The sequence below is a fragment of the Deltaproteobacteria bacterium genome, assembly GCA_016875225.1.
Lineage (GTDB): Bacteria > Myxococcota_A > UBA9160 > SZUA-336 > SZUA-336 > VGRW01.
On the sequence record VGRW01000017.1, the window covers coordinates 1 to 11,573 of the forward strand.

12 protein-coding genes are annotated in these 11,573 nt (G+C 70.9%); 4 read left to right on the top strand and 8 right to left on the bottom strand.

Annotated elements, in window-relative coordinates:
* The first annotated feature begins 117 nt into the window (after positions 1–117).
* Entirely contained in the window at positions 118–1,032 is a 915-nt protein-coding gene (locus FJ108_06420) for an LLM class flavin-dependent oxidoreductase (protein ID MBM4335534.1), read from the top strand.
* A gap of 27 nt (positions 1,033–1,059) precedes the next feature.
* Here the strand turns inward: FJ108_06420 and FJ108_06425 are convergent, their stop codons facing one another.
* The gene (locus FJ108_06425) at positions 1,060–2,490 is read right to left on the bottom strand and encodes a DUF1329 domain-containing protein (protein MBM4335535.1); all 1,431 of its coding nucleotides are present in this window, start codon (positions 2,488–2,490) and stop codon (positions 1,060–1,062) included.
* A 63-nt stretch (positions 2,491–2,553) separates the two neighbouring features.
* Between FJ108_06425 and FJ108_06430 the strand changes: the two genes are divergently transcribed.
* Positions 2,554–2,790, top strand: coding sequence for a hypothetical protein (locus FJ108_06430; GenBank protein MBM4335536.1), 237 nt, complete (start codon positions 2,554–2,556; stop codon positions 2,788–2,790).
* Here the strand turns inward: FJ108_06430 and FJ108_06435 are convergent.
* Complete coding sequence (locus FJ108_06435) at positions 2,770–3,645, bottom strand: histidinol phosphatase (protein MBM4335537.1); 876 nt, start codon at positions 3,643–3,645, stop codon at positions 2,770–2,772. The two genes, FJ108_06430 and FJ108_06435, sit on opposite strands and share 21 nt — an antisense overlap.
* Complete coding sequence (locus FJ108_06440; protein MBM4335538.1) at positions 3,569–4,135, bottom strand: diguanylate cyclase; 567 nt, start codon at positions 4,133–4,135, stop codon at positions 3,569–3,571. The genes FJ108_06435 and FJ108_06440 overlap by 77 nt, the downstream gene beginning before the upstream one ends.
* A gap of 146 nt (positions 4,136–4,281) precedes the next feature.
* On the opposite strand from FJ108_06440, the gene tkt reads away from it, so the two are divergent.
* Both tkt and FJ108_06450 read left to right on the top strand, forming a co-directional pair.
* A complete protein-coding gene (gene tkt, locus FJ108_06445; protein ID MBM4335539.1) occupies positions 4,282–6,288 on the top strand; it encodes a transketolase in 2,007 nt (668 codons plus the stop codon).
* Entirely contained in the window at positions 6,048–7,553 is a 1,506-nt protein-coding gene (locus tag FJ108_06450) for a hypothetical protein (protein MBM4335540.1), read from the top strand. The genes tkt and FJ108_06450 overlap by 241 nt, the downstream gene beginning before the upstream one ends.
* Positions 7,554–7,569: 16 nt before the next feature.
* Here FJ108_06450 and FJ108_06455 read toward each other — a convergent pair whose 3' ends face one another.
* Genes FJ108_06455 through FJ108_06475 form a run of 5 tightly spaced genes read right to left on the bottom strand, consistent with a single transcriptional unit; the run spans position 7,570 to position 11,521 of the window.
* The gene (locus tag FJ108_06455; GenBank protein ID MBM4335541.1) at positions 7,570–7,815 is read right to left on the bottom strand and encodes a hypothetical protein; all 246 of its coding nucleotides are present in this window, start codon (positions 7,813–7,815) and stop codon (positions 7,570–7,572) included.
* Positions 7,816–7,820: 5 nt separating this feature from the next.
* Positions 7,821–8,720 (bottom strand): succinate--CoA ligase subunit alpha, encoded by a 900-nt coding sequence (locus FJ108_06460; protein ID MBM4335542.1) that lies wholly within the window; start codon positions 8,718–8,720, stop codon positions 7,821–7,823.
* A 2-nt stretch (positions 8,721–8,722) separates the two neighbouring features.
* A complete protein-coding gene (locus FJ108_06465) occupies positions 8,723–10,225 on the bottom strand; it encodes a hypothetical protein (GenBank protein ID MBM4335543.1) in 1,503 nt (500 codons plus the stop codon).
* A 54-nt stretch (positions 10,226–10,279) separates the two neighbouring features.
* Entirely contained in the window at positions 10,280–11,035 is a 756-nt protein-coding gene (locus tag FJ108_06470; GenBank protein ID MBM4335544.1) for an SDR family oxidoreductase, read from the bottom strand.
* Positions 11,036–11,044: 9 nt separating this feature from the next.
* Positions 11,045–11,521: a hypothetical protein gene (locus FJ108_06475; protein MBM4335545.1), complete on the bottom strand. Its 477-nt coding sequence runs from the start codon at positions 11,519–11,521 to the stop codon at positions 11,045–11,047.
* Between the last annotated feature and the right edge of the window lie 52 nt (positions 11,522–11,573).

The following is an 11,573-nucleotide window of genomic DNA, read 5'->3' on the forward strand; positions in this document are numbered from 1 at the left end:
GGGGGATGGGCAACTGGCCAGCGAACCGACCGACAACACTGGGCTTGCTCTCGACTCCGCGGACTCGCGGGGACGCCGCCCGTGCGGAGCGCGTAGACTGCGCCGAGGAGGATCTCCATGGCATCCGCAGCGCTTCCGGCCGTGAGTCTTGCCGCCGTCCCGGGTCGCCGGCGCGCCACCCTCGAGCTCGCGCGCGAGATCGAGCGCCGGGGTTTCGCCGGCATCTACTGCCCGAGCTTCGGCGACGGACTCGGTCTGTGCGAGGCGCTCGCATTCGCGACCGAGCGCATCCCGTTCGGGACGACGATCGCGAACATCTATGTGCGCCATGCCACAGACTACGCGCAGACCGCCTCGCTGATTCACGAGCTTTCCGGCGGGCGGTTCCGCTTCGGCGTGGGTGTCTCGCACGGGCCGGCGCTCGATCGGCTGGGCGTGAAGGCGGGCCCGCCGCTAGGAGACATCCGCGGATTCGTCGCCGCGCTGCGCGCGAACCCGCGCCTGGGCGAGCAGCCCCCGATCGTGCTCGCGACGCTGCGCAAGCGGATGATCGCCCTGGCCGCCGAGATCGCGCAGGGAATGGTCTTCGCGAACGGCGCGCGCTCGCACATGCGCGAGTCTCTCGGAACGCTGCCGCCCGCGCGGGCGAACGATCCGGACTTCTTCATCGGCAACATGATTCCGACCTGCATCTCCGACGACATCGCGGCCGCCGCGGCGACGAATCGAAAGACGCTGATCGGCTACGTCTCGATGCCGAACTACCGCAACTACTGGCGCGAAGCCGGCTATGTCGAGGAGATGAACGCGATCGAGGCCGCGGTCACGGCCCGGGACTTCGAACGCGTGCCTTCGCTGATGACGGACGAGTGGCTCTCGGACGTCACGCTCTACGGCCCCGCCTCGCGCGTGCGCGAGGGACTCGAGGCCTGGTACGACGCGGGAATCCGAACTCCGATCCTCGTGCCGTCGTCGGCCGCAGGAAACCAGATGAAGGCGTTCGAGGAGCTCTTCGCCTGTCTGGCGCGCTAGCGCGATACGACGCGGTCCCGGCCGGGCTCAGCGGCCTTTGCGCTGGATTCCCTGGATCGACAGGTAGTCGCGCGTGGCTTCGGCGTCGGGGGGGTCGCTGCGCAGCGCGAATGACTCGCGCAGCCAGCCGCCGCCCTGCCCCGCGACCGAGAAGCTCTGCGCGACCGGGAGCATCACGCCGAAGCCGGTTCCGCTTCCCTGCCACTTCGGATCGAGCAGGTCGTCGGCGCTGAACCGCCCGGTGAAGATTCCCACCTCGTACACGGCGCCGCGGCTCCGGCGCGAGATCCAGTACAGCGGCTGAAGCGTGAGCGCGTCGATCCAGACGCTGACCGCGCGGACCATCCCTTCGGGTTCCTTGCGCTCTCCAGCGAGCACCAGCGCGCGGCGCAGCTCCCAGCGGTCGGACGCCGGCGACAGACCGCTCGGGCCGTAGTTCCGCTCGGGATCGCTCGGATACCCGCGCTCGCTCCCGTTTGCGGGCGCGAGCACGTCGCGCACGCCTTCGAGCTTCCAGGTGTACGCGTTGGGGCGGATCACGAGCCCGACGAAGCCGGTCCGGATCGGCTCGGCCGCGCTCATCGCGGGATTTCCCACGTCGACCATCTGCTCGCTCACCGTCATGCCGACGTTTCCGACCGAGCGGCCGCGCGTGTAGCTCGGCAGGTAGACGCCTTCGACCTGTTGCGGCGGCGCGCGGCGCACCTTGCGCTGGCCCGGGAGGTAGACGAAGACGTCGTCGGTCGCCCGGTAGTCGCTCTCCGCGGCGGTCTTCTGGAACTGCCGCCAGGCCAGGCCGCGCGCGCTCTCGGGAGCCGAGAACGATCCGCCGGCCACGAAGCGCTCGCCGCGGGCGTCGTCGGCCGCGCCGGGTACACCGTGCAGTGGCATCAGGAAGAAGCTGCCATTGAAGCCGGTGATGCCGCGACCGCCGCCGGTGACCTCGGTGACGCGGAAATCGCCGCGAAATCCCGAGCCCAGGTAGCGGTACCGGTAGTTCCACGCCCAGCGCAGACCCGCGTCGGCGGAGTCGTCCGCGATGCTCTCCGGTGCGAACGGAAGCCCGTTGCCGGAATAGCCGACGAGGTTCCCGTCGCGATCGAGCGAGGCCTTTCCCGCGTTCGCCGCGGTCGCCTCGGCGAAGAACGGGGGCACCGGATAGCGCCGGTAGCACGGACCGACCTCGAGCTTCATGCCCTCGAAGAAGAACGCGTCGCGGCGCTCCCAGACCTCGTCCGGCAGCCAGCCGCGCAGGCGCTCGACGGACCCGAAGTCGACGAGCTCGCCCGGCCGCCACGCGGGCGGAATCACGTCCTCGGCACCTGGGCCGGTCTCCGGCGCCTCCTGCACGGGCCGGGCAGCGCAGGCGCCCTCGGGCGGAACCTCGAAGCTGCTGGCCACCGGCGCGAACGCGAGCAGGACCACCAGGAACGCGACTGCGGCGCGGCTGCAGCTCATCTTCGCGCAGGGTATCGGATCGACCGGCGATCTCACGCTACCCTGGGACGGGGAGAGACGCGCATGCCTTCGAGCGAGATCGCGATCGCGTTCGAGACCGGCCAGCCGGTGCGCCTTCACGCGGGCGATGGCGAGGTGCTCGTCGCGCGAATCCTCTCCTACGACGCCGACGAGATCTGCTTCATGGTCGTCTCGTCCTCGCGGCCGGAGCGCTACGCGGTCTGTGACTCGACGGGGTTCCGGCGCCGCTGGCAAGAGATCGAACGCGCGGTGCTCGTCTCAGCTCGCAAGCAGCGCTAGCGCCTCGGCGTGCAACAGGCCGTTCGTCGTGACCAGGCTGCCGCGGTAGATCGATCGCTCGCCGGCGAGCGTCGTCGCCTTCCCGCCGGCCTCCTCGATCAGGATCTGCAACGCGGCGATGTCCCAGGGCGCGACCACCGGATCGACGGCGATCTCGCCGGATCCGGTGGCGACCAGGCAGTGCTGCCAGAAGTCGCCGAAGCCGCGCTGTCGGTGCGTCGCGTGCGCGAGGCGAAGCAGGCCGGGCGGCGTGCGGCCGCCTTCGTAGCCGCCGAGGCTGCCGTGGAAGAGCTGGGCGATCGCGAGCTCGCGAACGCCCGACACGCGCAGGCGCCGCCCGCCCTGCCAGGCGCCGCCGCCGCGCGAAGCGTGCCAACGGCTGGCCAGCGCCGGCGCGCTGACCAGGCCGGCCACGACCTCCGACTCGATCTCGATCGCGAGCAGCGTCGCGAAGACGGGAATTCCGCGCACGAAGTTCGCGGTGGCGTCGATCGGATCGATGATCAGGCGCGAGCTCGCCCGACCCGCCTGCTCGCCCTGCTCCTCGCCGAAGACGCCGAGCTCGGGCTGCCGCTCCGAGACGAGCTTTCGCGCGGCGGTCTCGATCTCGCGGTCCGCCTCCGTGACCAGGCTCCGGTCCGGCTTCTCGTCGACGCGCAGGTCGACGCGGCGGAACAGCCGCCGCGCGATCTCGTCGGAGCGATCGGCGATCTCGGAGAGAAGCGGCAGCCAGTCGGCGGTCGTCACGAGCCGCAGACTAGCAGACGAGCCGCGGCGCTCAGGCTGCGCCGGCTCCGCGCGCCCGGTCGAGCGCGCGATGGAGCTCTTCGAGCGCGCGCTCGGCGCTCGACGCAGGGCCGAGCGGCGCGGGGATCGCGGCCATCAGCAGGCTCGGTGACACGCGCAGCGATCCGAGCGAGAGCTCGGTTCCCTCGAGCGCGACCCGCAGCCGCTCCGCGACCAGGTTCAGCGACGGCTCGTCGCAGCCGGGCAGAACGGCGGCGATCTGCGCCTCGCCGAGCCGGCCGATCTCGTCGCAGGCGCGCAGGCGGCGGCGAAGCCCCCGGCCCAGATCCGCGATCGCGCGCTCGAAGTCGGCCGCGCCAGCGCTCTCCCGAACGGCCTTGTCGCCCTCGAACTCGAAGATCACCAATGCCATCTCGCCGCGGTGCTGCTGCGCACGCGCGATGAACGCGCCGAGCAGAGTCTCGAAGGACGCACGCACCAGCAGCGGCGAGCCCGGCTCGCGTTCGAGCACAGCGGCAAGCGATCGGTGCAGGTCGTCGAAGGCTCCGCGGGTGTCGCTCTCCGACTCCATCGCGACGATTCGCTGCCAAGGCTTCACACCAGAGGCGATCGGACGCGCTGCGACGGGAATTGAGTCTCGCGCTTGCCGGAAACCCCGCAGAGGCGCTAAACCACACCGACGTGCGCGCGAGGTGCGGGAGCCCTGCGTGTCGCTGCCAGCCGCATCGTCAAGAGGAGAGCGCTTTGAGCCATCCCTCCACACCTCTAGCGCCAGAGCCGTCGGCACAGGGCGTTGATCTCGCTGCGAAGACGGTGCGCGTGCTGACCGTCGACGCGGTGCGACAGGCCGGGATCGGCCACGTCGGACTGCCGCTCGGCTGCGCCGAGATCGGCGTACTGCTCTACTCCGAGATCCTGAAGCACGACCCCGCGCGGCCCGACTGGTTCGATCGCGATCGCTTCGTGCTCTCGGCGGGCCACGGCTCGATGCTCTTGTACTCGCTCCTGCACCTGTCGGGCTACGACCTGCCGATCGACGAGATCCGCAAGTTCCGGCAGCTGCACTCGCGAACGCCCGGACACCCCGAGTACGGCGCGACGCCCGGCGTCGAGACCACGACCGGCCCGCTCGGGCAGGGGCTGGGCAACGCGGTCGGGATGGCGCTCGCGGAGCGGATCCTGGCCGCGCGCTTCGGCGCGGAGCTGGTCGACCACCGGACCTACGTGCTCGCCAGCGACGGCGATCTGATGGAGGGCGTCGCGCACGAGGCCAGCTCGCTCGCCGGGCACCTGGGCCTGGGCAAGCTGATCGTGCTCTACGACGACAACTCGATCACGATCGAAGGCCCGACGTCCCTCTCGTTCTCGGAGGACGTCGCGCGCCGCTACGAGTCGTACGGTTGGGAGGTGCAGCGCGCGGACGGGCACTCGCGCGACGCGGTCCGAGCCGCGCTGCTCCGCGCGCAGAAGGACGAAGAGAAGCCGCACCTGATCATCTGCCGCACGCACATCGGTCAGGGCTCGCCGGCGGTCGACAGCTCCGACGCGCACGGATCGTTCAAGGACGGCGAGGCCACCGAGCAGACCCGCGCGAATCTCGGCTGGACGCTCGGCCCGTTCGAGGTTCCAGAGCCTGCGCGCGAGGTGTTCCGGGCCAACGCTTCGCGCGGCGCCGCGCTGCGACGCGACTGGGAGGTGCGCCGCACGCGCGTGCTCGCGGATCCCGGTCTCGCGGTGCTCTGGCGCGCGATGGTCGAACGCGAGCTGCCGGCGGACCTGTCGCAGCGGCTGCCGCAGATGCGCGGCGAGAAGCCGATGGCCACGCGGCAGGCGTCGGGAAAGCTGATCAACGCGCTGGCGAAGTCCGTTCCGTCGCTGATCGGCGGCTCCGCGGACCTGGCCGGCTCGAACAACACCGCGATCGCCGGCGAGGCGTCGATCTCGCGCGGGAAGTTCGTCGGCAGGAATCTGCACTTCGGCGTGCGCGAGCACGCGATGGGGGCGCTCGCCAACGGTCTGGCCCTGCACGGCGGGATCCGCCCCTACACCGGGACGTTCCTGGTCTTCAGTGACTACATGCGGCCGGCGTTGCGCCTGGCGGCGCTGATGTCGCAGCCGGTCGTGTTCATCTTCTCGCACGACTCGATCTTCGTCGGCGAGGACGGCCCCACGCATCAGCCCGTCGAGCAGATCGCGGCCCTGCGCGCGATTCCGAACCTCGAGGTGTGGCGGCCCGCGGATGCGCGCGAGACGGTCGCGGCCTGGCAAGCGGCGCTCGCCCGATCCCACGGGCCGACCGCGCTTCTGCTCTCGCGCCAGAACCTGCCGGTGCTCGATCAGGACGGCGTCGAGGCGCAGGCCGCGCGGGGCGGCTGGATCGCGCTTCGCGAGGCCGGCACGGCGCCGCCCGAGCTCGTGATCGCGGCGACCGGATCGGAGCTTTCGCCCGCGCTCGGCGCCGCGGCACGGCTCGCCGCAGAAGGACGGCGCGTGCGCGTGGTGTCGCTGCCGTGCCTGGAGCGGTTCGCCGAGCAGGACGAGGCGTATCGCGAGTCGGTGCTGCCGGCCGCGCCGCGCCGGGTTCTGGTCGAGGCCGGCGTGGCGCTCGGGCTCGGAAGCTGGCTGCGGCCCGGCGACGGCTTCGTCGGCATGACCGGATTCGGCGCGTCGGCGTCGTACCAAGCCCTGGCCCAGGAGTTCGGCTTCAGCGCCGAGAACGTCCATCGCGTGGCGAAGGGAATCCTCTCCTGATCCCCCGGCCCGCCGCCTGGCGCAGCGCGTTCGGGGCGAGCGCGATCGTGCTGCTGTCGGGCTGCGCGACGTTCTCGCCCTCGCTCGACGGCGTCTACCGCGACGAGGACGTGATCACCCGGGAATCCGGACCCGAGCCCGTGACGCTGCTCGCGATCGGCGACATCGGCGAGCCCCACGGCCGCGACCCGCGCCTGCACGCGTCGATGGCGCGGCGGCTCGAGAGCTCGGCCGGGGCGCCGATCCTGGTGCTCGGCGACGTGTTCTACCGCCACGGCCTGCTCGGCTTCTGCCGCTCGGCGAGCGGTCGGGTCTCGAAGAAGGGCTGCGAGCGACCGGGGCCGGCCGACCGGCAGCTCGATGCGATCCTGGGTCCGTACGCGCGCAAGCTCGCGGGCCATCCCGTCGTCGCGCTGGCGGGAAATCACGACCACGTCGGAGATCCGCTCGCGACCGAGAACGCCTGCGCGAAGATCCCCCCGCTCGGAGATGGGTGGCGCTACGTCGCGCGCGGCTGCGAGCTCGACGACGCGAACCCGATCGCCGTGCTCGACGCAGGCTCCGTGATCGTCGTGCTCGCCGACTCGCAGGCGATGATCGTGGACGGCGAGTTCCGCGAGCGCGCAAGCGCTGCGCTCCACACGGAACTGGCAAGACTGCGGCAAGAGCGGCCGGAAGCGTGGCTCGCGCTCGCGCTTCACCACCCGCTGGAGAGCTACGGCCTGCACAACGGCGCGGAGCCAGGCGCCGCGTTCCACAAGGATTTCTCAGCGCTGCTCGGCGGGCTGCTGGCTCCGATCACGCTCCCGATCGAGTGGGCCACGGGCGGCGGCGGCCAGCAGCTCTACGGCTGGGGCAATCGCGGCTACCGGCGCGAGCTGTACCGCGCGCTCGAGGACGCGCCCGTCGACGTCGTGCTCGCCGGTCACGACCACAGCCTGCAGCTGATCGAGCTCGAGCACCCGGGCGCGCGCTGGCAGATCGTCTCCGGATCCGGCGCCAAGCACTCGCGCGTGAAGCGCTTCGGGCTCGACTTCCTGTGGATGAACCGGCTCGCGCGCGCGATCGGGCTTCGCGACCTCGGGCCCTCCGTCGCGCACCATCTGGCGTTCGCCGCCGGCGACGGCGACGACCGCGGGCGCGCGGGCTTCGGCTATGCGGTGCTGGTCGCCTCGAAGGAGCGGCTGCGCGTGGAGTTCTGGGACCTCGCAGTCGCTACACCGCTCGGCGTCGCCGAGCTCGGGCGTCCGAGCCCGGCGCGCTGAGCCCGAGCGGTCGCAGCTAGGCGCGTCGCTCCAGCCGAGCGGAGTCGTCGTAGAGCTTGCGCACCGCCACCTGTCCGGGCTTGCCGACGGCCAGGCAGAGCTCGCAGAGCGTGCACTCGTCGAGGTTCTTCTCGATCACCTCGAGCGCGCCGCTGCTCGATACCTTGAAGATGTCGACCGGGCAGACCTCGGCGAGCTTGCGCGAGGCCGCCGAGTCGCTTGCGAGCTCGGGATCCACGTCGACCGCGATGAAGAGCGCCATCCGACTCACCTCCCCAGCTGCTTCCAGACCAGCGCCGGGATGTCCTCGATGCGCTCCGCGACGGCGATTCCCGCCGCGCGCATGCGCTCGATCTTCTCCGCCGTGGTGTCGGCCTTGCCCTCGACGATCGTGCCGGCGTGGCCGAAGCGCATGCCGGGCATCGCGTCCATGAAGCGGCCGGCCATGAACGCGACCACGGGCAGGCGAGAGCGGTGGTCGGTCACCCAGCGCGCGAGGTCCGCCTCCATCCGGCCGCCCGGCTCGGAGTAGATCGCGATAGCCTCGGTCTCGGGGTCGGCCTCGAAGAGCGGCATCAGCTCCGCGTAGCTCGAGCCGATGATCGCGTCGCCGCCGATCGAGACCGCCGTCGACTGGCCGAGGCCCGCGGCCGAGAGCGTGTTGCAGATCTCGGTGGTCATTCCGCCCGAGCGCGACATCACGCCGATGCGGCCCTTGGTGAAGGCCTTGCGCGCGTCGACCGCGCGCCCGCCGAGCCCGCCGATCTTCGCCTCGCCGGGCGAGAGCACGCCCAGGCAGTTCGGGCCGATGATCCGCGCGCCGCGAAGCTCGGCGAGCTCGACCATCTGCGCGACTTCGAAGCGCGGAATGTTCTCGGTCACGATCACGAGCAGTTTCACGCCCGCCTCGATCGCCTCGAACGCGGCGTCGCGCGCGAATGCCGGCGGGACCGAGATCACCGACGCGTCGACGCGCGTCTTCTTCGCGATCTGCTCGACCGTGTCGTAGACCGGAACTCCGTGCACGTCGCGACCGCCGCGCCCCGGAGTGACTCCGCCGACGATCCGGGTGCCGTAGTCGAGACACTCTCGGGTCATCGAGACCGCTTCGCGCCCCGTGATTCCCTGGATGATGCAGGTCGTGTCGGCGGTGATCAGGATCGACACGCTCAGGCCCTCTTCATCTTGGCGACGGCGCGCCCGGCGGCTTCGTACATGGAGACGCTGCGGTCGCAGAACTCGACGCCGTACTTGCCGAGCAGCTTGAAGCCCTCCTGCTCCCACGAGCCGGGGATGCGGAAGATCGCGATCTTCTCGCCCGGATCGTGGCCGGACTCGACCACGCCCTTGATCACGCCGCGCGCGACCATGTCGACGCGGGTGTTCGAGACGACGTTCATCATCACCGCGATCTTCTTCACGCCGGGCTTCGCGAGGATCAGCCTGGTCAGCGCGGCGACCTTCCCCACGCTGGGATTCCCGCCGATCTCGCAGTAGTTGGCCGGGTCGCCGCCGTGGCTGCGCACCGCGTCGAAGAGCGTGAGCGATCCCCCGCCGGCTCCGATGATCAAGCCCAGCGTCCCGTCGAATTCGGTCACGTTTCCCGCCACGCCGCGGTGATCGGCCGCGTTGATCGCGGCGCCATCGAGCTCGAACTTCGTCGGCGGGCGGGCCATGCGCGTCTCGTCGTCGCCGATGCCGAGCTCGCGAAGCAGCGCCGCGTGCTGCGAGCGCGCCTCCGCCTCCATGTCGACGTGCGCGTCGAGCGCGACGAAGCTGCCGTCGGCGAGCTTCGCCAGCGGATTGATCTCGGCGAGCGTGAGCCCGTACTGCATGAAGATGCGCGCGAGCGGGGCGACGAATCTCACCAGCGCGTTCACGTCGGAGCCGCTGGCGAGCTGTGCGACCAGCTGCTTGGCGCGGTACTCCGAGAACGGCAGGAGCGTCGAGAAGTGGCGCTTGGCGATGTGGTCGGGGTGCTTCTCGGCGACCTCCTCCACGTCGATCCCGCCCATGTCGGAGAGGATCATCACCGGGCGCTTGGCGATCCCGTCCCAGGTGACGCCGAGGTAGTACTCCTGCGCCACCGGCTGCCGGCTCTCGACCAGCACGCCGCGCGGCTTGTGGCCGTTGATCTCGAGCCGGAGGATCGTCTCTGCGGCGGCCGCGGCCTGGTCTGCGTTCTCTGCGAAGAGCACGCCGCCCGCCTTCATGCGCCCGCCGGAGAGCACCTGACTCTTCAGCACCGTCGGCCCGGCGATGCCAGCCGCGATCTGGCGCGCCTCGTCCGCGGAGCGCGCGAGCCTGGAGCCCTTGGGCAATGCCACGCCGTGTCGCGCGAGAAGCTGCTTCGATTCGTACTCGTAGAAGCGCAAGAGGGGTCCCTCCCGAGGCCGAGCCTTTTTACTCCACGGGCGCCAAAGGGGCAATTGTCGAAACGCCGATACGAGAGGCGAGGAGACACCCATGGCGAAGGTGCTCGGCATCCTGCTGATCGTGCTCGGCGTGTGGATCGGAATGGAGATCTTCACGAAGGGGACGGACGAGGCGTTCGGCGGCCTCTTCGCCGCGGGCGGAGCGCGCGAGGCGGGGGCGCCGGCGGAGCCGCCGGTCCAGCGCATCCGGTCGCGCGTCGAGCGGGACATGGCGGCGGGGCTGGCGCGCTCGAACACCGGGTTCGTCGAGCCGTCGGCCGACGAGAGCGACTCCGACGAGGAGTAGCGCGGCTAGAGGTTGCCCTTGTGCTGGCCGCCGTCGACCGAGATGACCACGCCGGTGATCCAGCTCGCGCGCGGTGACGCCGCGAAGACGATCGCGCTCGCGACCTCTTCGGCCGTGCCGAGCCGTCCCCACGGGATCGAGGCGCGGATCGCGTCGTAGTAGGGTCGATTTCCGTTCTTGATCTGCTCCCAGACGCCGCCGGGAAACTCGATCGAGCCCGGCGCGATCGAGAGCACGCGGATCTTCGCGGGCGCGAGCGCGACCGCGAGAGTCTTGGAGTGACTGATCAGCGCGGCCTTCGCGGCCGCGTACGAGGGCGGGCTTCCGGCTTCGAGCGCCGACGTGGAGGAGATGTGAACGATCACGCCGCCGCCCTGCTCGGTCATCCAGGGCACGACCTTCCAGCTCGCGCGCACGCTCGCCATCACGTCGACGTCGAACGAGACCTTCCAGCCCGCCTCGTCGTCGCTGATGCCGAATCCCGAGGAGTTGTTCACCAGCACGTCGATGCGTCCGAACTCCGCGCGCGCGGATTCGAGGAAGGCATCGAGCTCGGCGGCCTTGCCGACGTCGGCGGTCCGGGCGTGAACGCTGGCGCCGAGCGCGCGGATCTCTTTCGCGGTCGCTTCGAGCGCAGCGGCGCCGCGCGCGCAGATCGCGAGCTTCGCTCCTTCGTCGGCGAAGCCCAGCGCGGCGGCGCGTCCGATGCCGCGGCTCGCGCCGGTGATCACCACGACCTTGCCCGCGAGTCCAAGATCCATCGCTTGCTCCTAGCTCGCGAGCAGCGCTTCGAGGTCAGGCCACTCGATCGAGGACTGCGCCGCGAACGCGCGCATCAGCAGCTCGCGCCGCTCCGGATCCTTGCCCTGGCGGAACGCCGCCACGGTCTTGGCCAGATCGGCGGGCTTGGGGCACTCGGGCGAGCTCGTGGCGAGCACGCCCTTCTCGTGCTCGAGACCGAGGGCGTCGAGCCATTCGGCGAGCAGGTCCGAGTGGTACTCGAGGAAGTACTCGGCCAGCACCTCCTCGGCCACCGCCGCCATCGCCGTGCGCGACAGGGCCTGGCGCATCCACTCCGCCTGTCGCTTTCGCGGCTGCCTGCGCAGGAACACCGGGCGCAGCCGGAACGCGCCCGACGCCGCCGAGAGCGCGATCTGCTCGACGCCGGGCGCCTGCTCGTGGATCTCGGTCAGGAACGCCAGCGCCGCCTCGGGACCCATCCGCGCGAAAATCTCGTTGGACCGCATCTGGCCGGGATCATACCCGCCGAGCGCCTCCGGGCCAGCCACGGACCGCGAT

Bases quoted from the DNA above. Each gene is read 5' to 3' on its own strand.
- FJ108_06420 (MBM4335534.1), top strand. From the start codon at position 118: ATGGCATCCGCAGCGCTTCCGGCCGTGAGTCTTGCCGCCGTCCCGGGT.
- FJ108_06425 (MBM4335535.1), bottom strand. From the start codon at position 2,490: ATGAGCTGCAGCCGCGCCGCAGTCGCGTTCCTGGTGGTCCTGCTCGCG.
- FJ108_06430 (MBM4335536.1), top strand. From the start codon at position 2,554: ATGCCTTCGAGCGAGATCGCGATCGCGTTCGAGACCGGCCAGCCGGTG.
- FJ108_06455 (MBM4335541.1), bottom strand. From the start codon at position 7,815: ATGGCGCTCTTCATCGCGGTCGACGTGGATCCCGAGCTCGCAAGCGAC.
- FJ108_06470 (MBM4335544.1), bottom strand. From the start codon at position 11,035: ATGGATCTTGGACTCGCGGGCAAGGTCGTGGTGATCACCGGCGCGAGC.
- FJ108_06475 (MBM4335545.1), bottom strand. From the start codon at position 11,521: ATGCGGTCCAACGAGATTTTCGCGCGGATGGGTCCCGAGGCGGCGCTG.